Here is a 25,641-nt window from a genome sequence, read left to right on the forward strand (position 1 = left end):
GGGCGGCCTCGGCCGCCCCGCTGGGGGCCGCCCCCGCCGGGACCGGCCTGGCCGCGGCCGCCGCCCGGCTGCCCCGCCGGTACCTGCGCCTGCTGGACCGGTCACCGGCGTCCGACCGCTGGCTGGCCACGCCGTTCCCGCTCGCCGACGTGAACCTCGCGCCGAGCGTCGCCACGCGGTCGCAGGACCAGCTCCTGCACCTGCTGCGGGTCTATCCCGTGGACCGGGTGCTGGCGGTCTTCCGCCGCAACGCGGGCCTCGACACCCGGGGCGCCAACCCGCCGGGCGGCTGGGAGGGCTTCGGCCACGCCAACGAGCAGCCCTGGGGCCCGGACGATTATCCCGGCCGGGCGAACGTGCAGACCGCCAACCTGCTGCGCGGCCACTACGCCGGCCACTTCCTGTCCGCGCTCGCGCTCGCGTGGGCGTCCACCGGGGAGCAGACGTTCAAGGACAAGGTGGACCAGGTGGTAGCCGGTCTCGGCGACGTCCAGGCGGCGCTCGCCACCATGGACCGGTTCACCCACCCGGGCTTCCTGGCCGCCTACGGGGAGTGGCAGTTCAGCCGCCTGGAGGGGTACGCGCCGTACGGCGAGATCTGGGCGCCGTACTACACCTGCCACAAGATCATGGCGGGCCTGCGCGACGCCTACCAGCTTGCGGACAGCGACCAGGCGCTGGAGATCTGGGCCCCGATGGCCGACTGGGTCTCCGGCCGGCTCGACCCGCTGCCCGCCGACCAGCTCGAACGGATGTGGGGCATCTACATCGCCGGCGAGTACGGCGGCATGAACGAGGTGCTGTGCGACCTCGCGTCGATCACGGGGGAGGACAGGTACCTCGCCACGGCCCGGAAGTTCGACCTGAACCCCCTGGTCGACGCCTGCGCCGAGGGCCGGGACACGCTCAACGGCAAGCACGCCAACCAGCACATCCCGCAGTTCCCCGGCTACCTCAAGGCCTACGAGCACACCGGCGAGGAGCGGTACCTGGACGCCGTCACGGGGTTCTGGGGCATGGTCGTGCCCGGCCGTACCTACGCCCACGGCGGGCACGGAGAGGGCGAGCTGTTCGGTCCGCCCGGCACCGTCGCGGGCGACATCGGGGCGCGCAACGCCGAGACGTGCGGCACGTACAACATGCTCAAGCTGTCGCGGCTGCTGTACCTGCACACCCTCGACCCGAAGTACATGGAGTTCTACGAGCGCGGCCTGCTCAACCACGTCGTGGGCTCCAAGCGGAACACGCAGTCGGACACCAGCCCCGACGTCACCTACATGTACGGCGTCAACCCCGGCACCCGCCGCGAGTACGGCAACACCGGCACCTGCTGCGGCGGCACCGGGCTGGAGAACCACGTCAAGTACGCCGACACCGTGTACCTGCGGTCGGCCGACGGCGCCGCGCTGCACGTCAACCTCTACCTCGCCTCGACGCTGGACTGGCCCGAGCGCGGGCTGCGCGTGGTCCAGGAGACGCAGTACCCGAAGGCCGGGTCCTCGCGGCTCACGATCGAGGGGTCGGGCGAGCTCGACCTGCGGCTGCGGGTGCCGGGCTGGGTGCGGCAGGGGTTCACGGTCCAGGTCAACGGCGTGGAGCAGGATCTGGACGTCGTCCCGGGGGAGTACGTGAGCATCGAGCGCACCTGGGCGTCGGGCGACGTGGTCGACGTCGACATGCCGTTCAGCATCCGGGCCGTGCCGACGATCGACGACCCGGCGGTGCAGAGCATCGAGTGGGGACCGACGGTGCTGCTCGTGCGCGACCCCGCCACGAGCTACCTGGACATCTCCCTGTACGGGCACATGGGCCTGGACGGCACCCTCGACAGCGCGTTCGAGGCCACCGGCGACGGCTACTTCCGGCTCGGCGACCGGGTGCTGGAGCCCGCCTGGTCCGGCGACCACACGACCTATCACATGTACGTGCGACGGGCGGAGCCGCGCGTCGTCTTCGCCGGCCTCGACAGCGGCGTCGCCAACGCGGCCCGCCCCGACGGCACCACCCTGCTCGACGCCGTCTGGGCCGACGGCGGGTTCGCCACCCGGGCGGCCTTCCTCGCCCAGGTGCAGCGCACCACGGAGCGGTTCACCGCCGACGGCCTGCTCAGCCGCCGGGACGCCCAGCGCGTCCTGCTCACCGCGGGAAAGGCGGACATGGCATGACGACCACCACACGTTCAGCTCCCGGGCGTCGGGTTCGCGGGCGTCGGGCCGCCGCCGTCGTCGGGGCGCTCGTGCTGGCCCTGGCGGGCCTGGTCCCGGCCTCCGCGGGCCTGCTGCCCGCCGCGGCGGCGGACGCCGAACCCGCCAACCTGGCCCCGTTGGCCGTCCCCACCGCCAGCTACACCGCCTCCTGGAACCGCGTCGCGTCCGTGAACGACGGTGCCGGAGTCAGCACGGGCGGCGCGCACGACGCCACCTGGGCCACCTGGGGCGAGGACCCGCGCCCGGCGAGCCAGTGGCTGGAGTACACGTGGGAGGCGCCGGTCCGGATCGACCGGTCGGCCCTGCGGTTCTGGTCCGACGGCACGGACCCGAACGGCGACAACGTGCGCGTCCCCGCGTCCTGGACCCTCCAGTACTGGGACGCCGACGCGGGGGAGTTCACCGACCTGCCCGCGCCCAGCGGCTTCCCGGCCGACCGGCTCGGCGTCAACGTGACCACCTTCGAGCCCGTGGAGACCACCCGCCTGCGGGCCACGTTCCAGGCTCTGCGGGGCGGTTCCGAGAACACCTACTCCGCCGTCGGCGTCTCCGAGTGGGAAGTCTGGGGCACCGGCGGCGTGGTCGAGCCGGAGCCGGAGGACCCGTTCGGGCCGATCGACCACACGCCGGTGCACATCCCCACGCAGGTGGGCGAGCTGCCGTCGCTGCCGGGTCAGCTCGACGCCGTCTACGAGGACGGCCGGGTGGTCCGGGTCCCGGTCACCTGGGCCGAGGTCACCGCGGACGACGTCGCCGAGCCCGGCTCGTTCGAGGTCACGGGCACCTCGCCCGACCTCGTGGAGCCCGTGACCGGCACCGTGTACGTGCGCGACGGCGCGCCCGGCGACGTGGTCGGGGTCGACAACGTCGCCGTGGTCACGCTCGCCGGCGTCGAGCCCGTGCTCCCGCCCGCGGTCACGGCGGAGTACGCGGACGGGTCGCGCGACAGCCGCATCCCGGTCGCCTGGGCCGACGTCGACCCCGCGGACTACGCCGAGGCCGGCGGGCTGTTCCTCGTGGCTGGCGAGGTCGAGGGCACGGACGTGGCGGCCGAGGCCGTGGTGTTCGTGCTGGAGCCCGACGAGGCCGAGGACACGGCGCCGCCGTCGGTCACGGTGACCACGACGCCCGCCGCCGCGCCGTCGGGCTGGTACCTGGAGCCCGTCACCGTCACCGTCCGGGCGAGCGACAACCGCGACCCCGACCCGCGGGTCGAGGTGGCGCTCGACGGCGGCGACCCCGAGCCGTACACCGGGCCGTTCCCGCTGGAGGACGGCACGCACACCGTGCGCGTGGCGGCCACCGACGCGGCGGGCAACACCGGCGAGGCGGAGCGCGAGCTGCGGATCGACTCGGCCGCGCCCGTGACCACGGCGTCCGTGGAGAACCTCGGCGCGAGCGTCGAGATCACGCTGGAGGCCACCGACGGCTCCGGCTCCGGCGTCGACCGCGTCCAGTGGGAGGGACCCGGCACGTTCTGGGGCACCTACACCGGGCCGTTCACCCGGGCGCTGACGGAGACCGAGCAGGTCATCGAGTTCGCGGCCACCGACACGGCGGGCAACGCCGAGGAGCGCCGGTCGCTGACGCTCCCGGCCGCCGGGGCCGACCTGCCCGTCACGGCGGAGGCGTCCGCCCGCTGCGTGGCGGGCAAGGCGCAGGTCGCCGTCCGCGCCGTCAACGGCTCGGACGTGCCGGTCGACGTCGTGCTCACCACCGAGCACGGGACGCGCACGGTCACCGGGGTCGAGCCCGGCGCCGCCGCGTACCAGTCGTTCGCCACCCGCGCCGCGTCGGTCCCCGAGGGCTCCGCCTCGGTGACCGCCACCGGCACCGTCGACGGCGAGGAGGTCACCGTGCGCCACGACCTCACCGTCCCGGCCCTGTCCTGCTCCTGACATCACCCTGCTCCTGACACACGCAGTGCCACCACGAAAGAGAAGAGACGACATGAGGAACCACCGCACCACCCAGCGGATCGCGGCGGCCGCCGCGGGCCTGGCCGTCGCGACGGTCGGGGCGCTCGCGGCCACCGCCGGCACGGCGACGGCCGCCGACGGCGACGAGGCCGGCGTCGACCTGTCCGTGTCCATCGAGGACAACACCCCGGGCGCGCTGACGATGTCCGTGGCGCCGAACGACGGCGTCGCGCTGACCGAGGAGGGCTCCGACGCCGAGGCGCGCCAGTTCGTGGGCACCCTGCCCACCGTCACCGTGGCCGACACCCGGGACGCCGAGGAGATCCCCGAGGGTTCGTACTGGGCCGTCGTCGGCCAGGCGAGCGAGTTCACCGCGGAGGGCCGGGACCCGATCGGGCCCGAGTACCTCGGGTGGGCGCCGCGCCTGTTGACGCCGTCGCCGTCGGGGGACGTGGCCGCGGGCGAGCCCGTGTCCAGCGTGCTCCCCGACGGCTCGGGCGGCGCCGCCGTCGGCCTGGAGGGGCAGGAGCTCCTGCTGTCCACGTGGGCCGCGGGCTCCGAGGCCGGCCCGTGGGACGTGAACGCGGACCTCACGCTGCGCACCCCGGCGGACGTGGCCCCGGGCGACTACTCGTCGACCCTGACCCTGTCCCTCTTCGAGGGCTGACCCCTCCCGACGTGTCAGACGCGCAGGTCACCCGGGTGATCTGTGCGTCTGACGCGTCGCCCGAACCAACCGAGCCAGGAAGATCCGTGCATGCGCATCCCCACGAAGGTCGCGGCGATCCTCGCCCTCGCCGTCCTCGCGCCGGCCGCCTGGTCGGCGCCTGCTCTCGCCGCCGCCGATGACGGGCGGGTCACCTGGTCCGTCGTGCCCGCCGACGCCGCGGGGCCGGACGGGCGCCGCGTGGTCGACCTGGAGCTCGCGCCCGGCGAGCGGGCGACCGAGCACGTGGCCGTGAGCAACCACTCGGCGCAGGAGGTGACGTTCGCGCTGTCGGCCAACGACGGCTACCTGACCGAGCGCGGCAGCTTCGACATGCGGCCGTCGTCGGTCCCGCCCGTCGACGGCGGCGCGTGGGTCGCGCTGCCCGACGAGGTGGTCGTGGGCGCGGGGGAGACCGAGGTGGTGCCGTTCGAGGTCGTGGCGCCGGCCGACGCCGTGCCCGGCGACCACCCGGCCGGCGTCGCCGCGTCGGTGCGCTCGGGCGGGGAGATGCGGGTCGAGTCCCGGGTCGGGGTCCGCGTGAACCTGCGGGTCCCCGGCGAGGTCGTCGCGGCGCTGGACGCCGAGCTGCTCGGCGTGTCGTTCACGCAGGGGTCCGGCCTGTTCGAACCCGGCGCGCTCGTGGTGCGGTACGCGGTGGTCAACGACGGGACGGTCGCGCTGCGCACCACCGCCCGGGTCGACGCGGCGAGCGCGCTCGGCGGTCCGTCGGCGTCCGCGCCAGAGGGCGAGCCGCTGGAGGTGCTACCCGGCGGACGCCGCGAGATCGCCGTCGAGGTACCCGGCGTCTGGCCGCTCGGCCCGTTCGGCGTCGACGCCGTCGTCGGCGCGACCGTGGCCGAGGGTGGGGCCGGCGGCGGCGAGGTGCCGGCGCCCGACGACGTCGTGCTCACCGACACCGCGTGGGCGCTGCCGCTGCTGCACGCGCTGGTGCTGCTCGCCCTCGTGCTGGTCGCGTGGGCGGTGCGCCGGGCGCTCCGCGCGCGCCGGTCGCGGCTGGACCGGCTGATCGAGAGGGCGCGCGCGGAGGGGCGCGCGGAGGTGCTGGCCGGGCAGGGCTGAGGGCTTCGCCCCGGGCGGGTCTCGTTGCCTGATCGTTGATCCCAGGGGTTCGGTGGTCGCGGGTCGCGGGCTTCTGGCGCGATCGACGAGACGGGCGGGCAGATCCTGGTCGCTGATGTCCCGCTATCCACAGGGTCGGCAGCCGGAATCTGCTGATGGCAGATCGGGCCGGTTCGGCGAGCGGTGCGTACGGGTGTGCCATATGTTGATGGCATGACGCGAACCGGTGGAGTACCAGAACGAGCGGGCAAGCAGCCTGCTCGATCGGTGCTGCCGGACGGTGCTGGGTCGCCGGGAGCCACCAGTGCGTCCGGAGCCACGGGAGCCGCCGATGCGCCCGCCCCCGGCGAAGCCGTTGACGTCACGGGGGTGCGGGCGGTGCGGAAGGCCCTCGCCGGCATGATTCTGCCCGGTGCCACTGACATTGGGTCTGGTGCTGTGGTCTCGGGCGCGGTGCAAGCCGAATGGGTGGACCTGCTCGGCGAACTCGAAGCGGTCAAGAACGCGATCACCGCGACCCAGGCCCGGATCACGGTGGCTCTGGACGAGGCCACCCGCGCCGAGGAGGCGCGGCAGAGCATCCGTGCCGAGCGGCGTGGTCGTGGCGTGCCCAACCAGGTCGGCGGCGCGCTCCGGGTCAGCCCGCATGCCGGCGCCGGGTTCGTGTCCACGTCTCGCGTCTGGGTGACCCAGATGCCCCACACGTTCGCAGCGTTGCAGTCCGGGGTGCTCTCGCAATGGCGGGCGACCCTCCTGGTTCAGGAGACATCGCACCTGTCCCTGGAGCACCGTGCGCTGATCGACGAGGAGATCTGCGGACCCGCACACCTGGCCGAGCTGGCCCGCATGGGCACCCGACGCCTCGTGGCCCGCATCAAGGAGCTGGCCGCTCGATTGGACGTGCACGCGTGCGTGAAGCGGAATGCGAAGGCCGTCTCCGAGCGGCGGGTCTCCGTGCGTCCGGCACCGGACCTGATGGTCTACCTGACCGCTCTGGTGCCCATGGCGCAGGGTGTGCAGGCGTACGCGCAGCTGAAGGCCCACGCGGATGCGGCCAAGGCGGGCGGCGATGAGCGGGGTGCGGGTCAGATCATGGCCGACACCCTCATCGAACGCGTCACCACCCGCGACCCTGGCCACGCGAACGACGTGCCGGTCACGATCAACCTCCTCGTCTCTGACGACACCCTCCTCGCGGGCGGCAGCCAGCCCGCCGTGGTGGTCGAGGGTGCTCCCGCTGGTGCGGGCGTGGTCCCGGCGCCGGTGGCCCGGAACCTCGCCGCGCACGCGATCGAGACCGACGCGGCGTGGCTGCGGAGCATCTACGTCAACCCACGCGGCCGCCTGCTGGCCACGACGTCCACGTCCCGGTTCCACCCACAAGGACTCGCGAGCCTGCTGCGGGCCAGAGAGCAAGGGATCTGCGCCACTACCTGGTGTGACGCCCCGGTCCGGCACGCGGACCACGTCACTCCGTACGCCGAGGGCGGCTTGACGAGCTTGGACAACGGCCAGGGCCTCTGCGCCCGCTGCAATCACGCCAAGCAGGCACCGGGCTGGTCGCAGAAGACCGCCCAACTCGGAGGGCGGCATGCGGTCGAGACGGTGACGCCGACGGGGCACACCTATGTCTCGGTCGCGCCGGAACCACCGGCACCGGTCAGGGCAGGCGTCACAGCACCGGTTCGCGGTGGAGGCTCCAACAGGGCGGCGCCCGACCCCACCGCGACGTCAGCGTGGACTCCGGCAGTCGGCATGACGGGCCCTGCGCCCGGCCGCACCCCACGCAGCCGCTACTCGATCGGCTGTCACACCACACCCGCCCACGGCGCGATCGCCTACCGACCGAGCCCGCCGCCCCGCCAACCGCGCCCGACACACCGACTACCTGGTCGAGCCCGCGCCCGGTCCCGTCGCGCAGACCTCTCCTGGACGCACCCCAGCTAGGAGACCAGCCGGCCCCTCGCGTCGTGCCCGGCCCGGGTGTCCTGGGGGCCGGCTGATCTCGGCCCACACCTCGTCGAGGGACAGGCCCAGCACGTCGGCGATCGCCGCGATGGTCGGGAAGGCGGGCGTGGCCACCCGGCCTGACTCGATCTTGCGCAGTGTCTCGGGGGAGACGCGGGCGGCGAGCGCGGTCTCCAGCATCGAGCGGTCCCCGCGGGCGCGACGCAGGAGGGCGCCGAGGCGCTGTCCGCGGTCGACGTCGGCGGGGGTGAGCGGCAGCCTGACCATGACCCAATACTAATACCGGGATAACATGGCCGGGATAGTTATTGGCAGGCATGCGAAGGGCACCCCATGATCGAGATCCTCAACCCCACCGAGCTGACCCGCGCCAGGGAGTCGGGCGCGCTGGTCGCCGGAATCCTGCACACGCTGCGGGACCGCGCCACGGCCGGCACCAACCTCCTGGACATCGACCGGTGGACCCGGGAGATGATCGCCGCGGCCGGGGCGCAGTCCTGCTACGTCGACTACGCGCCGTCCTTCGGCCGCGGGCCGTTCGGCCACTACATCTGCACGGCCGTGAACGACGCCGTCCTGCACGGGATGCCGCACGACTACCGGCTCGCCGACGGCGACCTGCTGACGCTCGACCTGGCCGTGTCCCTGGACGGGATCGCCGCGGACTCCGCGATCAGCTTCGTCGTGGGCGGGGGCCGGGCGGCCGACGCCGGGAGCCGCGCGCTCATCGAGGTGACCGAGCGCGCGCTGGCCGCTGGCATCGCCGCCGCCGGGCCGGGGGCACGCATCGGCGACCTGTCCCACGCCATCGGCACCGTGCTCGGCGGGGCGGGGTATCCGATCAACACCGAGTTCGGCGGGCACGGCATCGGGTCGACCATGCACCAGGACCCGCACGTCGCGAACACGGGGCGGCCCGGCCGCGGCTACCGGCTGCGCCCGGGGCTGCTGCTCGCGCTGGAGCCGTGGGTCATGGCGGACACCGACGAGCTGGTGACCGACGCCGACGGCTGGACCCTGCGCAGCGCGACCGGCTGCCGTACGGCGCACAGCGAGCACACCATCGCCATCACGGACGACGGGGCGGAGATCCTCACCCTGCCGCGGTAGGTGCGGACGCCGCCGACCGGATGTGCTCCCGCGTGGCGGCGAACGCCGTCGCCAGCTCGCGCGCCATGCCGGGGTAGTCGGCGTGCCCGGCCGTGTGCACGGCGAGCTCCAGGAGCGGACCCCGCACCGCGTTGGCCACGGCGAACTGCCCCGGCGGCGGCACGTGCACGTCCCACAGCGCGCACTCGACGCGCGTCGGCACCCGCAGGTACCGGGTCGCGACGGACGCGTCGTGGAACGCCAGCACCTCGCGCGCCTCCGGGTGGTCGGCGACGTGGTGGCGCACGGCCTCGCCGCTGCCGGTGCAGCGCAGGCGCAGCCGCAGGTCGTGCTGGCCGAACGTCGGCACCTCCAGCGTCGCCCCGACGAACCGGTCGTCCCACGGCACGGCCAGCGCGCCGACCCCGCCGCCGAAGCTCGTGCCGACGAAGTACAGCGGCAGCTCCCCGAGGGCGGCGTCGCGCGCCGCGAGCACGTCGAGCAGGGCGGTCGCCGCGTGCCACAGGTCCACGGCGCTGCGGCCCACGGTGTAGGTCGCGACGGACTCGATGCCGTGCAGCACGTGCCGCGCGCTGGTGTCCGGGGCGCCGACGCCGGTGTTCAGCGCGCCGAGGCCCCGCGCGACGGGAAAGATGACGGCGGCGTCGCGCGGCACCCGCTCGAAGCTCGGCGTCTGCCGGCCGCCGTACCCGTGGCTGTGCACCACGCCCACCCGGGGCGGCCCGTCGAGCGGGAGCGCTACCCAGGCGCGCAGCCGCAGGCCGCCGTCGGCCGTGAACGTCACGACCGACACATCGTGCGCGCCGTGCCGCCCCTGGGGTTCGAGCACCACCTCGGCCCGGACCTCCCGCGCCCGCTCGTACCAGGAGCGCCACAGGTCCGCGTACCCGTCGGGCTCGGCTGCGGGCGGCACGCCGAGCAGCGCGGCGCGGTCGTACCCGTAGGTCCCGTCGATCGGGCTGCCGGGAAACCACCGGTCGTAGGGGCTGGGCAGGGGCGGGAGCGCGGGATCGGTCACGGCGGGGTTCCTTCGTCAGGGCGCGGGTCGGCGGCGCGGCGCGTGGCTCGTGGCACACTGAGCCGGTCGTCGAAAGGGGTAGGTGTGCTGGTCGCAGAGCGCAGGGCGCGGATCGTCGACGAGGTGGCGCGCCGCGGTGCCGCGAGCATCGCCGAGCTCGCCGACGAGCTCGGGGTGAGCGCCATGACGGTGCGCCGCGACATCGAGGTGCTCGCGGACCACGGCCGGCTCGACAAGGTGCGCGGCGGCGCCACGGCGCGGCAGACCGACACGACGCGGCAGGACCGCACCTTCGTGACGCGCATGCACCGCCAGGTCGCGGAGAAGCGCGCCATCGCGCAGCACGCCGCGGCGTGGGTGGAGCCCGGCATGGCGGTCGGCCTGTCCGGCGGCACGACGGCGTGGGTGCTGGCCCAGGAGCTGCGCGAGGTCCCGGAGCTCACCGTGGTGACGAACTCCCTGCCCGTGGCCGAGGTCTTCCGGCGCCCGGACCGCTCCGACGAGCCGTACACCCAGTCCGTGGTGCTGACCGGCGGCGTGCGGACGCCGTCGGACTCCCTGGTGGGGCCGGTCGCCGTGCGCTCGCTGGAGCACCTGCACCTGGACATCGCGTTCCTCGGCGCCCACGGCATCGACCTCCAGGCCGGCCTGACCACGCCCAACCTCCTGGAGGCCGAGACCGACCGCGCGCTGCTCGCGGCGGGCGGCCGGGCCGTGGTGCTGGCCGACCACTCCAAGTGGGGCGTCGTCGGGCTGACCACCGTGGTCGACCTGCGCGACGTCGAGCAGCTCGTCGTGGACGACGGGCTCGACGCGGAGGCGCGCGCGACCCTCGAGGGCCAGGTCGGCGACCTCCAGGTGGTCGCGGTCGGCTGAGCCTGCGTCGGGGCCGGGTTCGGACCCGCGCTCACCGGGCCGTGCTGGCCCGGGGCACGACGCGCGCCCCGACCACCACGTGCTCGACGGGCAGGTTCGCGCCGGGCGGGGTGGCGATCTGGCGTTCGAGCTCGCTCAGCGCGCGCTCGACCAGGGCCTCCTTGTCCGGGGCGACCGACGTCAGGGCGGGCGCCGTGAAGCGTGCGCCGCGCACGTCGTCGATGCCCACCACGGCGACGTCGTCCGGCACCGTGCGCCCCGCGGCCTGGAGCGCGGCGAGCGCGCCGAAGGCCACGGAGTCGTTGGCGCACACCAGCCCGTCGAAGGCGACGTCCCGCCGCACGAGGTCCGCGACCGCGCGCAGGCCCTCGTCCGGGGTGAACGCGTCCACCTGCGCGACCAGGTCGGCGTCCGCCGCCAGGCCGAGGGCCGCGACGGCGTCCCGGTAGCCCGTGTACCGCCGGTCGGCGGCGTCGGACGGGCGCGCGTCCCGCGTGCCGACGTAGGCCACGCGCGCGCAGCCGACCTGCGCGAGGTGCTCCGTCGCCGCGTAGGACGCGGCCCGGTTGTCGATCGTGACGTGCGTGAACGGGCTGACCAGGATGTGCTCGCCGAGCAGCACGAGCGGCCCGGGCGTGGCGCGCCGCGTCAGGTCGGCGACGGACAGCGCGCGCGGGATGTGGATCAGCCCGTCCGTCGGGGGCAGCCCCGTGCCGTTGGCGACGTTCACCTCGCGCTCGTGGTCGCCCGCGGTGAGCTGGATGAGCACCGACAGGCCGCGCTGGTCGGCGCGGCGCACGAGCAGCGCCGTCAGCTCGGCGAAGTACGGCTCCTCCAGGTCGGGCACGGCGAGCGCCACGATGCCGGTGCGCTCTTTCCTGTGCACGACCGACAGCGTAGTGGTGCCGGCCCGCCGGCGGGGCGTCGAAGCCATCATCGCTCCTGCACCCGGAACGCCACGACGCGCGCCTGGGCGGCGCCGTTGGTGGCGCCCACGACGAGACGCGCGGACCGCAGGGGCCCGAGGTCGTCCGGCAGGGGGTGCACGCGCAGCCGCTGCCGGTTGTCGGTGACGGCGGTGACGGTGACCCAGTCCTGGCCGGGCGCGTCGGGCAGCACCTCGACGCGGTAGTCCTTCACCAGGGTCGGCAGCACCTCGTCCGGGGTGCGGTGGTGGTGGAGCGTGTTGAGCTCGACGTCGAGGTCGTCGTCGAACACGATCCGGGCCTCTCCTGCGGTGACGGGCTCGTCCCAGTCGAGGCGCAGCCACTCCTCGCGACCAGCGGACAGCGGCGCGGACGCCCACATGTTCGGCCCGCCGTGGTTGCGGTGGGAGCCCGACGTCGCCCGCTCGGGTGCCAGCGCGCGCGTCTCCGGCGCGCTCCGGAACACCACGGAGCGGCCGCGCAGCGGCTTGGTGGGCCACTGCACGAGCAGTTCGTCGGTGCTGACCTGCACGTTCTGGTCGTCGTTGTCGACGCGGTGCACCAGGGTGAGCACCCCGGGCGGCAGCGGCGCGGTGGTGTGCACGGCGAGGTCGGGGTTGGCCCGGAGCACGACGACGGCGTTCTGCGGGGTGTCCGGGGCGAAGGGCACGTGCGCCGTGACCCAGCGGTGGTCGCCCGCGGGCACGGCCACGTCGGTCTTGCCCTCCAGGCGGGCGGGCACCACGTTCTGGAGCTTGCCCGTGGACCACACCTCGACGCTCAGGGTCGTGTCCCGCCGGGCGGAGACCAGCAGGTCCACGCTGTCCAGGCGCGGGTCGACGGGCAGCGCGATGCCGAGGTCGACGTCGAGGTCGTGCACGTCGAAGTCGTCGTAAGGGTCGCCGGTCGAGCCGGCGACGGGGGCGGCGATGCTCGTCGTGGTGCTCGACGCCGTGACGCGGGCGCGCCGCGCCAGGTCGCGCGGGTCGGTGTTCGCCACGCCGACGACGGGCGCGTCCCAGGCGAGCAGCGTCTGCCGCAGCTCGTCGAGGTGGTCGGTGTATATGCCGCGCGGCGTGGTGCCGTGCTCGACGCACAGGGCCGCCGCGGTGCCCGCGGCCTGGCCCATCGCGCCGCAGGTGGCCATGACGCGCGCTGCGCCGAACGCGATGTGCGTGGCCGAGACGTCCCGGCCGGCGAAGAGCATGTTCTCCACGTTGACCGAGTACAGGGACCGGTAGGGGATCTCGAAGACGCCGTCGGAGAAGCGCTGGAGCGCCCCCGCGCCCTGCGCGTACATGCCCTGCGCGGGGTGCAGGTCGATGGACCAGCCGCCGAACGCGACGCCGTCGTCGAACCTGGTCTGGTCCACGATGTCGCCCTGGTGCAGCGTGTAGTCGCCGACGAAGCGCCGGTACTCGCGCTTGCCGGGCACGTTGCCGATCCACTCCAGGGTGAGGTTGTCGGCGTCGAACTTGCCGGAGTTCTTGATGTGGTCCCAGATGCCGAGGATGACGCCGCGCAGCTCGTCGCGGATGCGTTCGTTGTCGTCAACGGTGTCGAGCTCGCCGCCCCACTCGATCCACCAGTAGTGCGCGCCGGAGTCGCCGCTGCGGATGATGCGGTGCTCGGGGATGGGCGTGCCCGTGATGTCGATGGCGCTCTCGGGCGCCACGTACTTGACCGGGTGCCCGAGGTCCTTCGTGTAGAAGAGGAGCGTGGACCCCAGGAACTCCCGCACGGCCTCCGGCGGCGCCCACTCCTCGCCGAACTCGTCGTGGCTCTCCTTGCCGAGCCGGTACCGGGCGCCCGCGAGGTGGCCCACGAGCCCGTCGCCGGTGCAGTCCAGGAAGACCGGGGCGGTGAACGTCGTCAGGATCTCCGACGCCATGGTCCACCCGGTCACCGACTCGATGCGCCGGGCGTCGTCCGGGCCCGAGGCGCACACCTCGCGGACGTCCGTGTTGAGGAAGAGCCGGATGTTCTGCTCGCGCCGCACCGTGTCCAGCACCACGTCGTCCCAGTAGACCGGGTTCCCCTCGGGGTTGCGGTACTGGTTCTCCACGTACATCTCGCCGACAATCCCGCTCTCCCGGGCCCACCGTTGGTTGCCGTGCGCGGTCGCCCCGCACACCCACACCCGCACCTCGGACGACGAGTTGCCGCCGAGCACGGGCCGGTTGTTGATCAGCACGACCTGCCGGCCCATGCGGGCGGCCGCGACGGCGGCACAGACGCCGGCGAGGCCCCCGCCGACGACCACGATGTCGGCTTCTACCGTCTGGGTGCGCATGTTCTCCTTGTTTCCTTTGGTGCTGGTCAGAGTGCTGATCGCGGGTGTGCGGGGCAGGGCGGGCCGGGGTCGCCCCGGCCCGCCGGAGGTCACTCGTCCACGGCGAGCACCTCGACCTCGTAGACGCGGGCGACGTCGGTGGCCGACGCCGACGGGTCGGTGACCAGCAGCCGGACCTGGTCCGCCGTGGCGGCCGGGAACGCGAGGGTCACCGTGCCCTGCGTGTTCCCGGTGACCTGGCCCACGGCGACCCAGCCGGCGGCCGTGTGCAGCTCGACCGAGAAGTCCCGCAGCACGTCGGCCGTGCCGGTCGCCTTGCTGTAGCCGCTGCGCACGCGCACCGTGTCGACGGCGGTCGCGGTGCCCCAGTCGGCGGTGAGCACCGGCTGGGCGTCGCCCAGCGCGGAGATCCACCGGCTGGCGTCGGTGCACGAGCCGTCGACGGCGAGCTCGCCGCTCGTGTCGGCGCGCAGCGTCGAGGAGACGGTGACGGCGGCGCCGCGGGCGACGTTCACCCCCGTGGCCTCGCCGCGCAGGTCCGCCACGACCTGGGCCGCCGTCGTGCCGGTGGGCGTGCCGCCGGTGCGGGGGAGCGTGGCGTGGAAGAGCTGCCCGGCGCTCGGGACCGTGACATAGAGCTGGTCCGTGCCGGTCTGCCCGGTGACGGCGCTGAGCCGCTGGGCGCCCGTCCGGGCCTCGCCCACCGTCCCGAACCGCCACGCGCTCTCGCCGCGCACCCGCTCGGCGCGCAGGACGGCGCTCTGCTGGCCCGTGACGCACGAGGTGGTCTCCACCACGGCGTACACGCGCGTCGTCGCTCCGGCCGACGTCGTCTCGATGGCCGCCGACGTCTCCACGCCCGGTCCGAGCTCCGCCAGGTCGAGCACGGTCTCGCGCTGCCATGCGTCGCCGTCCCAGCGCGCGAACCGCACGTCGTAACCGTCGAACGCCGTGACGCCCTCGGTGCGGAACCGGTACGCGATCCCGTCGAGCTGGTCGCCGTGCACCGACAGCTTCGCGGTCTGCAGCGCGGGCCAGTAGGAGCCGATGTCCTCGCCGTCGACGTACGGCTGGTAGACCACGGCGCCCGGCGTGGCCGGCGTGATCGGCGTGGTGAGCGTCGCGCCCGCGACGTCGCGGAACGAGCCGTCCGCCGGGTCGTAGACGGCGTACGAGCCGAGGTGCCGCGACGGGTCGGCGGGCCACGGGCCCCACTCCCACAGCACGTGCACGCGCCCGTCCGTGCCCACCTTGAGGTCGTCCGGGTAGAAGGAGTGCCCCACGGCGTCGGCGACGACGGCGACCCGGGACCACGTGCCGGCCGCGGTGTCGAAGCGGTACAGGTTGCCGGTGCGGGCCTGGCGCTGGTCCGCGCCGGCGCGCGCCATGACGTAGACGTCGCCGTCCGCGCCGCGGGCCGTCACCGGGTAGGTGATGGCCAGGTCCTGGTCCGGCAGCTGCGCCGAGACGTCCACGAGAGACGTGACGTCGCCCGGCGTCGTCGTGCGGAAGTAGTTCCACTGCTCGTGGTGCATCGAGACGAACGCGTGCACGTTGCCCGCGCCGTCCACCACGATCGAGGGCTGGTTGTGCCCGTTGTCGTCCACGAACGTGGCGCACGAGCCGTCGGCCGCCCGCAGGCAGCCGTCGGTCCAGACGCCGTCCGCGCCGCGTGCGGCCACGTGCACCTCGTGCGTCGCGGCCGTGGGGCCGGGCGCGTTGAAGGCCACGTAGGTGACGCCGCCCACGACGTCGATCGGCTTCCACCAGCCCGCCTGGTTGGACGAGTCGACCGTGAAGGGCAGCTCGTCGACCTGCGCCGCGTGCCGCGCCGCGGCTGCGCCGACCGGTCCCGCGGCCGACGCCGGCAGGGCGGTCGCCGGCAGGACCGTGCCGAGGGTCACGGCCGCCGCGAGGGCGGCCGTGACGGCACGGGGGCCGGGGGTCTGGGGCCGACGCATCAGTCGACCAGCTTCTGCGCGGCCGCGCCGGCCTTCTCCATCGCGGCCTGCGGCTCCGCGCTGCCCACCAGGACCGCCTGGATCTGCTCGGCGATCACGGTCTCGATCTGGGCGTACTGCGGGTAGACCCAGAACGGGTTGGTGGTGGCGGTCGCGGTGATCCGCTCGGCGAACTGCGCGCCGAACGCGTCGGCCCCCACCTCGGGCAGGGCCAGCGCCGACTCCGTGGCCGGCGGCAGGCCGCGGGCCGCGAAGTACTGCTTGGCCACGTCGACGTCCGACGTCATCCACTTCGCGAAGTCCGCGGCGGTCTCGGCGCCGGCGCCGTCGACCACGACGAGCGCGCCGCCCCACACCAGGGCGCGCGGGGTGTCGCCGGCCGCCAGGACCGGACGCGACCAGGCGGTCAGCTTCTCCGCCAGCTTCTTGTCGGGCGACTCGGTGACGACGGCGTCGCGCCCGACGATCGCGTCGTCGTAGATCGCGGCCCGGCCCTGCGCGAACAGCGACCGGGCGTCGAACCGGTCGACGTCGGGCGCGATGAGGCCCTGGTCGTAGAGCGACTTGTACCAGGTCACGGCCTCGACGCTCGCGGCGTCGCCGATCGTCACCGTGTTGCCGTCCAGCAGCGGGCTGCCGAACGTCTCCATCCAGATCAGCACGTCCTTGAGCTGGGCCGCCTTGGTGGACGCCGCGTACGGGACCACGCCGCCGCCGAGCTTCTTGAGGTCCTTCAGCGCCGACTCGAACTCGTCGATCGTCGTCGGCGGTTCGCCGATCCCGGCCTTCTCCAGCAGCTCGGCGTTGGCGAGCAACCCGATCGCGCCGATGTTCCACGGCAGGCCGTACTGCACGCCGTCGAACGACGCGGCCTGCAGGCCCGACTTCGTGTAGTCGACCCCCTGGGCCAGCGGGCCGAGGTCCTGCAGCTTGTTCAGCGCGGCCAGCGAGCCGAGCCACGCCACGTCCACGTGCACGGCCCCCGTGACCTGGCCGCCCTTGACCTGCAGCGTGAGCTGGCTGATGTACTCGTTGTACGGGTAGGAGACCTCACGGACCTTGACGTCGTTGTCGGTCGCGTACTGGCCGAGCAGCTCGCGGATCGCGGGCGCCGCCGTCTCCTCGGTGAGCGACCAGGAGGCGAAGCTGAAGTCGGTCCTGGCGCCGGCCGCCGCGGTGCTCGCGGCCTCGGGGGCGGCGGGGCCGGCTTCGGGGACGCAGGCTGCGAGGGTCAGGGTGCCCGCGCCGAGGCCGAGGAGCTGCAGCAGGCGGCGGCGGGACAGGGTGGTGTCGGTTGCGGGGTAGACAGGCATGGGGATCCTCCACGATGAGGGGTGGGCGAAAGAGAGTGCTGACGGGCCGGGGCGGGGACGGCGGGGCCGCCCGCGCCGTCAGCCCTTGACCGCGCCGGCGGTGAGGCCGCCGACCAGGTACTTCTGCAGGGCGATGAAGGCGATGGCCACGGGCAGCGAGACGACCAGGGATGCGGCCATGAGCTCCGGCCAGGCGGTGGACGCCTCGCCGACGAACGTGTTGACGAGGCCGGGCGGCAGGGTCTGCTTCTCGGGACCGGCGAGCGTCAGGGCGAAGATGAAGTCGTTCCAGCCGCGCACGAACGCGAACAGCCCCGCCGCGATGAGCCCGGGGGCCGACAGCGGGAGCACGATCGAGTGGATGATCCGCAGCCGCGAGGCGCCGTCGACCCGGGCCGCTTCGATGAGCTCGTCGGGGATGGTGTCGAAGAACCCCTTGAGCATCCAGACGCACAGCGGCAGCGTGAACGTGGTGAAGCTCAGGACCAGCGCGGTGTAGGTGTTGAGCAGCCCGTACGCGCTGAACAGCGAGTAGAGCGTCACCAGCAGCAGCGCCTGCGGGAACATCTGCGACGCGAGCACGAAGTACATCAGCGAGCGGCGCCCGCGGTAGCGGAACTTCGAGAACGAGTAGCCCATGTACGCGGAGACCAGCACGGACAGCACCGCGGTGAGCACCGAGACCAGCAGGCTGTTGCGCAGGTACACGAAGAGCTGCTCGTTGCTCGCGAGCGCGGCGAAGGCGTTGAGCGTCGGCGTCGCGGGGAACAGCCGTGGCGGGTAGGCGAAGACCTGGTCGCGCGGCGTCAGCGCGGTGGCGAGCAGCCAGTAGACCGGCGCCAGGGCGAAGCCGCCGAAGACCACCACGGTGGACCACGCGGCGATGCGCACGCCGCGGCGCTCGGAGCGCAGCGGGCTGCGCCGGACGGCCCGGCGCCGGGGTGCTGCGGCGTCGGCGGCGTCGCTGTCGGACGGCGTGCCGGGGGCGGGCGTGCGGGTCGGCGTCAGCGCGCTCACTTCGCCTCTCCCTTCTCCGAGAAGCGGATGTAGACGACGACGAGGCCCATCAGCAGGACCATCCAGAGCAGGCCGAGCGCTCCGGCGTGGCCGAGGTCGAACCCGTGGAAGGCGGTCTCGTAGACGGCGGTGGCGAAGGTCTGGGTGGAGCCGGCGGGGCCGCCGCCGGTGAGCACGTAGATGATGTCGAAGTGCTGGAAGTTCCAGATGAGCTCCAGCAGCAGCACCAGGCCGACGATGCCCTTGACCTGCGGCAGCGTGATCGAGAAGAAGCGGCGCACGGTGCCGGCGCCGTCCATCTCCGCGGCCTCGTGCAGCTCGCGCGGCACGGTCTGCAGGCCGGCCAGGAGCATCACCATCATCCAGGGGAAGGACTGCCAGGTCTTGGCCACGATCACCGCCGTCATCGCGGTGCCGGGCTGGGCGAGCCAGGGCACGGCGCCGTCGACGAGGCCGAGCGTCTCCAGGAGCGCGTTCAGCACGCCGTAGTTGGCGTTGAAGATCCACATCCACAGGAACGAGACGACGACGCCGGGCACCAGCCAGGGGATGAGCATGAGGCCGCGCAGCACCTTGGCGCCGCGGATGCGGGTGTTCAGGGCGAGGGCCAGCGCGAAGCCGATGACGAACGGGAAGATCGTCGTGCCGACCGTGAACACCAGGGTCTGCCCCAGCAGGCGGGGGAAGTCGCCGGTCAGGACGTCGACGATGTTCTGCAGGCCGACGAACGTGCGGCCCGGGACGACCAGGCTCTGCTCGAAGAACGCCGCGACGAGCGCCGCGACGAGCGGGTAGAGCACCACGCCCAGCAGGAGGGCCCCGCCGGGCAGGAGCAGGAGCAGGGCGAACTGACCGTCGGTGAGCCGCCGTGGTGGCGAATGTGAACTAGTGTTACGAACAGTTTCAAGCTGTGAAGCGGACATCACTGATGTTCCTCGTCGTCGAGGGCGGGCTGCCGGATGTGAGCGCAACAATGGCCGATGCTGTGCGGTTCTGTCAATCAGCGTGCGCGAAAGGTCCACACCGTGGATCGGAAGATGTAACAGAACATCACACAACCGATCAGAAGTTAAGGGCGCGAAGAAGCCCGCCTGGCCGGCTGATCACCGGCCCGACGGGCTGACCTGCGGGTCCGTCCGCGCTACCGGCGCGGCGGCGCCGTCGTCGGGAAGAGAGGCCGCGGCGGCGGGGCCTGCTCGCGCGGCGGGGGGAACGTGACCGGCAGCCGCGCGGGGAACCGCATCCACGGGCTGGTGGCCCACTCGACCTCGTCCGGGTCGCCCACGAGCGTCACCTGGAGGCGCTGCAGCAGCTCGGCGACCGCGATCCGCGAGACCACGCGCCCCAGCCGGGGCGCGGGGCAGCGGTGCGCGCCCGCGCCGAACGACAGGTAGGCGCGGTTGCCGACGGTGTCCCACGGGTCGTCGGACTGCACCAGCGGGTCGTGGTTGGCCGCGTGCACGGCGACCACCACCGGATCGCCCCGCTGGATCAGCTTGTCGTCGATCACCACGTCGCGCACCGCGAACCGCGGCATCAGGTTCGGGTTGGTCGTGGACCGCCACAGCACCTCGTCGAGCGCGTCGTCGATGTGCAGGCGGCCGCCCGAGATCCGGTGCGAGAACCGGGGGTCGCTCAGGACCAGCACGAGGGTCTGGGCGATCCAGGCCATCAGCGACTCGGTCGCCGCGGCGGTGATGGCCGTCAGCGTCTGGGCCCGTTCGAGGTCGGTGTGGAAGTTCTCGTGCACGGACAGGACACCGGCGATGTCCCGGGTGCCGAGCGCCCGGCTGTGGGCGATGTGCCCGGTGACGATCCCGCGCAGCTCGTCGGTCAGGGCGCGCGTCTCGGCTCCCCCCTCGAAGATCGACCGGGTGATCTCCTGCAGGCGCTGCGCCTGGGTGGGCTCCAGCCCGTCCAGCTCGGACAGCACGAGGAACGGCACGACAGCGGCGTACTCGGCGACCAGGTCGGCCCGGCCGCGGTCCTGGAACCGGTCGATGAGCATGCCGCACAGCCTGCGGGTGATCGCGCCGGCGCGGGTCTCGTCGATCTCCTCCAGCGCGTCGTCCACCGGGGGGCGCAGGCGCGCGTGCTTGGGTCCGTCGGCGTCGGCCAGGGTGGGCTTCGGGGCCTTGGCGAGCACGAGGTGCAGCGTCGACTCCGGGCCGAGCGGCGCCTCGGTGTGCCCGCGCCAGATCGAGGGATCCTTGATGAACGTGCGGTCGTCCCGCAGCACGCCGACCGCCGCCGAGTGACCCAGCACCAGCCAGCCGGGCACCCCCGCCTCCAGCTCGACCGGGGCGACCGAGCCCCACCGCTGCCGCAGCCGCTCGTACACGGCGTTCGCGTCGGCTGCGGCCGTGGTCTCCACCAGCAGCGTGCGGTCGGTGACGTCGCCGAGGCGCACCGTTGGGCCCGACGGCGGTGATGCGGTCACGTTTCCCCTCTCGTCGGGGCCTGAGCCGGGGTCGTTCGTGACACCGCGCACAAGCCCCCGCTCGGGATGCTAACCGCGAGCGGTCGGAGATTGCCAGTAGCAATGCCGCAGGTCACGATCCGGCAAGGGGCTGCACGGCGCTTGTCGGCGCCCGGCCGCATCGGCAGGATGTGCGCTATGCCCCAGGCCACTCCTCTTCTTCGTATCCTCAACGTGCTGCTCGCCCCCGGCCTGCGCACCCGCAAGGACCCCGACGCCGTCTTCGACGGCCTGCTCGCCGAGGCCCAGCGCGGACGGGTCGCGCTCGGCGCCGACGAGCTCGCGGCGCTCGACAGCCTGCGCCTGCTGCTCGCGGACCACGCCGCCAACCCCGACCTGAGCGCCATGGGCTGGTCCAGCACGCAGGACCAGATTCGGGCCCGCCTGACCAACCGCGCGATCGTGCGCGAACTCCAGGCGAGCCGCCCCGAGGTGAAGGACGAGCCGGTCACCGCGCCGGTGTTCGTCGTCGGGCTGCCGCGCACCGGGACCACCGTGACGTACAACCTGATCGCCCGGCACCCCGGCCACCGCGGTCCCAAGCTGTGGGAGATGGACAACCTGGGCCTGCCGCGTCCCGCGGCGGAGCGCGAGAAGCTGATCGCGCAGGCCCGCAAGCGGTACGCGACCGTGGCCAGGCTCAGCCCCACGTGGGGGCACCTCCACCCGCTGATCGCCGACAGCGAGGAGGAGGACTTCATGCTGCGCGCGCACACCGAGATGTTCGCCACCTGGGGTCCGGCGCCGCGCTACCTCGACTGGGTCGTTGCCGCCGACCTGACGGAGGACTACCGGTTCCTGCACGACGCGCTGCAGATCATGGCCGCCGGCGAGGCGCCGGACCGCTGGGTGCTCAAGCACCCCATGGACCTGTGGCGGATGCCGGAGATCCTGCGGGCCTTCCCCGGGGCGCGCTTCGTCTGGACGCACCGCGCCCCCGGCGCCGCCGTCGCCTCCGGCTGCTCCATGGCCGAGGCGACGGAGACGATGTACATCAAGCCCGGCCGCATCGACCTGGAGCGGATCGGCCAGGACTGGCTGAAGATCTCCGCGGACGGGGTGGCGCGCGCGGTCGCGCTGCGCGAGCAGCTGCCCGACGACGCCGTGATCGACGTGGTCTACGACGACCTGATGAAGGACCCCGAGACGGTGGTGCACGGGCTCTTCGAGACCCTGGGCCTGGACTGGGGCGCGACGGACGACGCCAACCTCGCCGCGGCCCTCGACCGCAGCGGCCACCGCCCGCACGCGTACTCGCTGGAGCGGTACGGCCTGGACGAGGCACAGGTGGCCGACGCGTTCTCGGCCTACAAGATCCCGGCCTCGGTCCTCGGCTGACCGGAGATCAGGAAGGCGGCGACGCCCATGTCCGAGCTGACGGCCCGGGCGGCGTCGTCCGCCGCCCGGCCGGCGGCCTCGACGGCCTGACGCTGGGCCTCCGGCGCGACGACCGTGCGCCACGGCCGGGCGCCCGCGGGTAGCTCGACGAGCCCGACGACGGCGTCGGCGACCGTCCTCGGGTCCTCGCCCGCCTCGGCCTGGCGCCCGGTCAGCTCCGCGACGAAGCGGCCCATGCCGTCGCCGTAGACCCCCATCCGGTCCGCGTCCGCGGGCGGGGCGGCGTTCGTCCCGATGCTGGTCGGGTAGGGGGCCGGCTCGACCACGACCGATTCGACGCCGAAGGGCGCCAGCTCGTGGCGCCACGCCTCCGTGAGGCTGCCGAGCGCGGCCTTGCTCGCGGCGTACAGGCCGCTGTACGGGAGGGTCACCCGGCTCGAGACCGAGCCGATCTGGACCAGCACCCCGTGACCCTGCTCCCGGAGGTGCGGGAGGGCGGCGCGGTTCACCCGGAGGGCGCCGAGCACGTTGACGTCGAGCTGCCGCTGCGCCTCGTCGGCCGAGAACGCCTCGACGGGCCCGGGGAAGATCGCGCCGGCGTTGTTGACGACCACGTCGATCCGCCCCGCGGTCCGCAGGACGTGGGCGACGGCGCGGTCGGCGGATTCCTGGTCCGTCACGTCGAGCTCGACGACCCGGAGGTGCAGTCCCTCCGTGGCCGCGAACGCGGCCAGCTCGGCGGCGGCCCGCTCGTTCCGGCCGCTCACGCCGCGCAGCGCGGCGAACACCTGGTGGCCCCTCCGGGCCAGGGACTCCACGGTCAGGCGGCCGAACCCTGAGCTCGCCCCGGTCACCAGCACCACGCGCGGCTCGGTGGTCACGTCGCTCATCAGCATCTCCATCGTCGGTGTCTCCATCACTCAACTGGGGTGGCACCCCAGTTGTCCTCAACATATGGAGGGGCACCCCGTTTGTCAACGAGCGGCCCGGCTACGATGTGGAGGGACACCCCGGTCGATCACTGGTTGGAGCTCGTGTGGCAGACACCGCGGCCGCCTCGGCGGCGCCCGCACGACCGCTGCGGGCCGACGCCCGGCGCAACTACGACCGCATCCTCGCGGCCGCCGAGGCCGAGGTGGCGCGGTCCGGGGCGAACGCGTCGCTCGAGGAGATCGCCCGGCAGGCAGGCGTCGGCTCCGCCACCCTGCACCGCCACTTCCCGACCCGGCAGGCGCTGCTCGAGGAGGTCTTCCACGACCGCGTCGAGGCGCTGTGCGCCCAGGCCCGCGAGCTCGCCACGAGTGACGAGCCCGGTGAGGCGCTCGTGACGTGGCTGCGCGCGGTCGCCGTCTACGGGGCGACCACCCGTGGCCTGGCGGCTTCGCTGATGATGGGGCCGTCGCACCCGCCGTCGGGCACGGGGTGCGGGGAGATGCTGCTCGACGCCGGCGGCGAGCTGCTGCTGCGCGCCCAGGACGCGGGTTCCGTGCGGCGCGAGACGTCCATGATCGACCTGCTGACGCTCGTCAACGCGGTCTCGCTGGTCACCGAGGGGGACGCCGACGCGGCCGACGAGGCCGTGCGCCTCGTCTCCCTCGCGATCGACGGCGTGCGGCCGCTGCCCGTGCCGTCGGCCTGACCGGTTCCGGGGGGGCCCGGGGGGCCGCCGGGGGGCGGCGCGGGGGGGGGGGGCCCGCGGGGACGAGGGGGGGGCGGAGGGGGCGGGGGGACGCCGGGGCGGGGCGCCGTGTCTCCCGGGCCATGGCGGGCGGGGGGCCGCGCCCGGGGCGGTCGCCCTCCCGGGTCCGGGCGGCGCCTGGGGCGCCGCCGGGGCGATCAGCGGGCGGCCGGGCCCGGCGGGAACTCGGGGCGCTCGAAGGCGTCGCGGATCCGCAGGCGGATGGTCGCGTCCAGGGCCTGGAGCTTCTTGGAGGCGCCCCGCTCGGTCACGTCCGAGATGTCCGTGACCACGTAGCCGATGTCGCCGCGCGTGGCGAGCATCTGGCCCTCGATGTTGGCGCCGTGGTCGGCGAAGATCTGGTTCACGGTGGCCAGCACGCCCGGCACGTTGCGGTGCAGCAGCTTGATGCGGCCCACGCCCGTGTGCTCCAGCTGGAGGTTGGGCAGGTTGACGCTGAGCATCGTCGAGCCGGTCGTCACGTAGTCACTGAGCTTCTTCGCCACGAACTGGCCGATCGCCTCCTGCGCCTCCTCGGTGGAGCCGCCCACGTGCGGCGTGAGGATCACGTTCGGCAGGCCGCGCAGCACGGACTCGAAGGTGTCGCCGCGCTTCTTGGGCTCCTCGGGGAAGACGTCGACCGCGGCGCCCGACAGGTGCCCGGACGTGATGTGCTCGGCCAGCGAGTCGACGTCGACCACGAACCCGCGGCACAGGTTGAGGAAGATCGCGCCCGGCTTCATGCGGGCGAACTGCTTCTCGCCGAACAGCCCGGCGTTGCCGGAGCGGCCGTCCACGTGCAGCGTGACGATGTCGGCGGTCTCCAGGAGCTCGTCCAGCGTCTCCAGCCGGCGCGCGTTGCCGAGCGCCAGCTTCTCCGCGGTGTCGTAGAAGACGACGGACATGCCCAGGTTCTCGGCGAGCACGGAGAGCTGCGAGCCGATGTTGCCGTAGCCGATGATGCCGAGGGTGCGGCCGCGCACCTCGTGCGAGCCGTCCGCCGACTTGTCCCACACGCCCGCGTGCAGGGCGCGGTCGCGCTCCGTCATGCGGCGGGTCAGGGAGATGATCTCCGCGATCGCCAGCTCCACCACGGAGCGGGTGTTGGAGAACGGTGCGTTGAACACCGCGACGCCGCGGTGGGCGGCCGCCGTCAGGTTGATCTGGTTGGTGCCGATGCTGAAGGCGCCGACGCCGACCAGGCTGTCGGACTCGGCCAGCACGCGCGCCGTCACCTCGGTCTTGGACCGGATGCCGAGGAGCTGGACGCCATCGAGCGCCGCGATGAGCTCGTCCTCGTCGAGCGCTCCCTTGCGGTAGTCGACCTCGTACCCGGCCGACTCGAGGATCGGGACGGAGGTGGGGTGGACGTTCTCGAGGAGAAGGGCTCGCTGCACGCACCCATGGTGCGCCAGGGGGTGCGGTAGCGACAAACGGATCGGGCCCACGTCCCGCCTGCTGGGACGGCAGGTGGGACGCGGGCCGGCGGCGGGCAGGCGTCGGGTCCTCCGCGGCAGGCGCGGGTCAGAACCCTTCGGGCAGGTCGCGCGCGTGCACCACGACGAGGCGCTGCGTGGGGCGGGTCATCGCCACGTACAGGTCGCTGGTCCCGCCGGCGCCCTCGGCGATCGCGGCCGGCTCCACCAGCACCACGGCGTCGAACTCCAGGCCCTTGGTCTCGCGCGGCGCCAGGACGGTCACCTGCGCGTCCTCCGGCCGCTGGGCCGACAGGCGCGCGGCCTCCTCGGC

The 25,641-nt window shown here is 73.6% G+C and carries 21 protein-coding genes; 9 read left to right on the top strand and 12 right to left on the bottom strand.

What is annotated here, in order from left to right; genetic code table 11:
• From ACFWEJ_RS11460 to ACFWEJ_RS11480, 5 genes are all read left to right on the top strand, one after another.
• The coding region (locus tag ACFWEJ_RS11460; protein ID WP_377229328.1) for a glycoside hydrolase family 127 protein at positions 1-2,165 on the top strand (2,165 nt) is incomplete at its 5' end.
• Positions 2,162-4,105, top strand: coding sequence for an Ig-like domain-containing protein (locus tag ACFWEJ_RS11465; RefSeq protein WP_377229329.1), 1,944 nt, complete (start codon positions 2,162-2,164; stop codon positions 4,103-4,105). The genes ACFWEJ_RS11460 and ACFWEJ_RS11465, both read left to right, overlap by 4 nt.
• Positions 4,106-4,157: 52 nt before the next feature.
• Positions 4,158-4,793 carry a hypothetical protein gene (locus tag ACFWEJ_RS11470; RefSeq protein WP_377229330.1) on the top strand — a complete coding sequence of 212 codons (636 nt, stop codon included), beginning with the start codon at positions 4,158-4,160 and terminating at the stop codon, positions 4,791-4,793.
• 90 nt (positions 4,794-4,883) lie between these two features.
• Entirely contained in the window at positions 4,884-5,915 is a 1,032-nt protein-coding gene (locus ACFWEJ_RS11475; protein ID WP_377229331.1) for a hypothetical protein, read from the top strand.
• 399 nt (positions 5,916-6,314) lie between these two features.
• On the top strand, positions 6,315-7,862 hold the full coding sequence (locus tag ACFWEJ_RS11480) for an HNH endonuclease (RefSeq protein ID WP_377229348.1): 1,548 nt from the start codon (positions 6,315-6,317) through the stop codon (positions 7,860-7,862).
• Here the strand turns inward: ACFWEJ_RS11480 and ACFWEJ_RS11485 are convergent.
• Complete coding sequence (locus ACFWEJ_RS11485) at positions 7,800-8,150, bottom strand: helix-turn-helix domain-containing protein (RefSeq protein WP_377229332.1); 351 nt, start codon at positions 8,148-8,150, stop codon at positions 7,800-7,802. The two genes, ACFWEJ_RS11480 and ACFWEJ_RS11485, sit on opposite strands and share 63 nt — an antisense overlap.
• A gap of 66 nt (positions 8,151-8,216) precedes the next feature.
• On the opposite strand from ACFWEJ_RS11485, the gene map reads away from it, so the two are divergent.
• Entirely contained in the window at positions 8,217-8,993 is a 777-nt protein-coding gene (gene map, locus ACFWEJ_RS11490; RefSeq protein ID WP_377229333.1) for a type I methionyl aminopeptidase, read from the top strand.
• On the opposite strand, the gene ACFWEJ_RS11495 is transcribed toward map, so the two are convergent.
• Positions 8,977-10,011: an acetylxylan esterase gene (locus ACFWEJ_RS11495; protein WP_377229334.1), complete on the bottom strand. Its 1,035-nt coding sequence runs from the start codon at positions 10,009-10,011 to the stop codon at positions 8,977-8,979. The genes map and ACFWEJ_RS11495 overlap by 17 nt on opposite strands.
• Before the next feature lie 84 nt (positions 10,012-10,095).
• On the opposite strand from ACFWEJ_RS11495, the gene ACFWEJ_RS11500 reads away from it, so the two are divergent.
• On the top strand, positions 10,096-10,887 hold the full coding sequence (locus ACFWEJ_RS11500) for a DeoR/GlpR family DNA-binding transcription regulator (RefSeq protein ID WP_377229335.1): 792 nt from the start codon (positions 10,096-10,098) through the stop codon (positions 10,885-10,887).
• Positions 10,888-10,918: 31 nt separating this feature from the next.
• On the opposite strand, the gene ACFWEJ_RS11505 is transcribed toward ACFWEJ_RS11500, so the two are convergent.
• The 7 genes from ACFWEJ_RS11505 to ACFWEJ_RS11535 form a co-directional block, all read right to left on the bottom strand.
• Positions 10,919-11,773 carry a LacI family DNA-binding transcriptional regulator gene (locus ACFWEJ_RS11505; RefSeq protein ID WP_377229336.1) on the bottom strand — a complete coding sequence of 285 codons (855 nt, stop codon included), beginning with the start codon at positions 11,771-11,773 and terminating at the stop codon, positions 10,919-10,921.
• 47 nt (positions 11,774-11,820) lie between these two features.
• Positions 11,821-14,199, bottom strand: coding sequence for an FAD-dependent oxidoreductase (locus ACFWEJ_RS11510; RefSeq protein WP_377229337.1), 2,379 nt, complete (start codon positions 14,197-14,199; stop codon positions 11,821-11,823).
• Positions 14,196-16,067: a BNR-4 repeat-containing protein gene (locus ACFWEJ_RS11515; RefSeq protein WP_377229338.1), complete on the bottom strand. Its 1,872-nt coding sequence runs from the start codon at positions 16,065-16,067 to the stop codon at positions 14,196-14,198. The genes ACFWEJ_RS11510 and ACFWEJ_RS11515 overlap by 4 nt, the downstream gene beginning before the upstream one ends.
• Positions 16,067-17,380, bottom strand: coding sequence for an extracellular solute-binding protein (locus ACFWEJ_RS11520; RefSeq protein ID WP_377229339.1), 1,314 nt, complete (start codon positions 17,378-17,380; stop codon positions 16,067-16,069). The genes ACFWEJ_RS11515 and ACFWEJ_RS11520 overlap by 1 nt, the downstream gene beginning before the upstream one ends.
• Before the next feature lie 78 nt (positions 17,381-17,458).
• Positions 17,459-18,397 carry a carbohydrate ABC transporter permease gene (locus ACFWEJ_RS11525; protein WP_377229340.1) on the bottom strand — a complete coding sequence of 313 codons (939 nt, stop codon included), beginning with the start codon at positions 18,395-18,397 and terminating at the stop codon, positions 17,459-17,461.
• Positions 18,394-19,320: a carbohydrate ABC transporter permease gene (locus tag ACFWEJ_RS11530; RefSeq protein ID WP_377229341.1), complete on the bottom strand. Its 927-nt coding sequence runs from the start codon at positions 19,318-19,320 to the stop codon at positions 18,394-18,396. Before ACFWEJ_RS11530 ends, ACFWEJ_RS11525 begins: the two co-directional genes overlap by 4 nt.
• A gap of 218 nt (positions 19,321-19,538) precedes the next feature.
• Complete coding sequence (locus ACFWEJ_RS11535) at positions 19,539-20,837, bottom strand: cytochrome P450 (RefSeq protein ID WP_377229342.1); 1,299 nt, start codon at positions 20,835-20,837, stop codon at positions 19,539-19,541.
• A gap of 177 nt (positions 20,838-21,014) precedes the next feature.
• Between ACFWEJ_RS11535 and ACFWEJ_RS11540 the strand changes: the two genes are divergently transcribed.
• Positions 21,015-22,214: a sulfotransferase family protein gene (locus ACFWEJ_RS11540; RefSeq protein WP_377229343.1), complete on the top strand. Its 1,200-nt coding sequence runs from the start codon at positions 21,015-21,017 to the stop codon at positions 22,212-22,214.
• Here ACFWEJ_RS11540 and ACFWEJ_RS11545 read toward each other — a convergent pair.
• Positions 22,184-23,104, bottom strand: a complete 921-nt coding sequence (locus ACFWEJ_RS11545) for an SDR family oxidoreductase (RefSeq protein ID WP_377229344.1) — start codon at positions 23,102-23,104, stop codon at positions 22,184-22,186. The two genes, ACFWEJ_RS11540 and ACFWEJ_RS11545, sit on opposite strands and share 31 nt — an antisense overlap.
• A 146-nt stretch (positions 23,105-23,250) precedes the next feature.
• On the opposite strand from ACFWEJ_RS11545, the gene ACFWEJ_RS11550 reads away from it, so the two are divergent.
• Positions 23,251-23,853, top strand: coding sequence for a TetR/AcrR family transcriptional regulator (locus ACFWEJ_RS11550; RefSeq protein WP_377229345.1), 603 nt, complete (start codon positions 23,251-23,253; stop codon positions 23,851-23,853).
• Positions 23,854-24,050: 197 nt separating this feature from the next.
• Here the strand turns inward: ACFWEJ_RS11550 and serA are convergent, their stop codons facing one another.
• A complete protein-coding gene (gene serA / locus ACFWEJ_RS11555; protein ID WP_377229346.1) occupies positions 24,051-25,289 on the bottom strand; it encodes a phosphoglycerate dehydrogenase in 1,239 nt (412 codons plus the stop codon).
• Positions 25,290-25,416: 127 nt separating this feature from the next.
• Positions 25,417-25,641 (bottom strand): hypothetical protein (locus ACFWEJ_RS11560; RefSeq protein ID WP_377229347.1); only part of this gene is annotated, 225 nt, incomplete at its 5' end.

This window comes from Promicromonospora sp. NPDC060204 (assembly GCF_042728455.1).
Taxonomy (GTDB): Bacteria; Actinomycetota; Actinomycetes; order Actinomycetales; family Cellulomonadaceae; genus Promicromonospora.

What these genes read in the sequence shown, in the direction of transcription:
- ACFWEJ_RS11465 (WP_377229329.1), top strand. Translation starts at nt 2,162, where the DNA reads ATGACGACCACCACACGTTCAGCTCCCGGGCGTCGGGTTCGCGGGCGT.
- ACFWEJ_RS11470 (WP_377229330.1), top strand. Translation starts at nt 4,158, where the DNA reads ATGAGGAACCACCGCACCACCCAGCGGATCGCGGCGGCCGCCGCGGGC.
- ACFWEJ_RS11475 (WP_377229331.1), top strand. Translation starts at nt 4,884, where the DNA reads ATGCGCATCCCCACGAAGGTCGCGGCGATCCTCGCCCTCGCCGTCCTC.
- ACFWEJ_RS11480 (WP_377229348.1), top strand. Translation starts at nt 6,315, where the DNA reads ATGATTCTGCCCGGTGCCACTGACATTGGGTCTGGTGCTGTGGTCTCG.
- ACFWEJ_RS11485 (WP_377229332.1), bottom strand. Translation starts at nt 8,150, where the DNA reads ATGGTCAGGCTGCCGCTCACCCCCGCCGACGTCGACCGCGGACAGCGC.
- map (WP_377229333.1), top strand. Translation starts at nt 8,217, where the DNA reads ATGATCGAGATCCTCAACCCCACCGAGCTGACCCGCGCCAGGGAGTCG.
- ACFWEJ_RS11515 (WP_377229338.1), bottom strand. Translation starts at nt 16,067, where the DNA reads ATGCGTCGGCCCCAGACCCCCGGCCCCCGTGCCGTCACGGCCGCCCTC.
- ACFWEJ_RS11520 (WP_377229339.1), bottom strand. Translation starts at nt 17,380, where the DNA reads ATGCCTGTCTACCCCGCAACCGACACCACCCTGTCCCGCCGCCGCCTG.
- ACFWEJ_RS11530 (WP_377229341.1), bottom strand. Translation starts at nt 19,320, where the DNA reads ATGTCCGCTTCACAGCTTGAAACTGTTCGTAACACTAGTTCACATTCG.
- ACFWEJ_RS11540 (WP_377229343.1), top strand. Translation starts at nt 21,015, where the DNA reads ATGCCCCAGGCCACTCCTCTTCTTCGTATCCTCAACGTGCTGCTCGCC.
- ACFWEJ_RS11545 (WP_377229344.1), bottom strand. Translation starts at nt 23,104, where the DNA reads ATGAGCGACGTGACCACCGAGCCGCGCGTGGTGCTGGTGACCGGGGCG.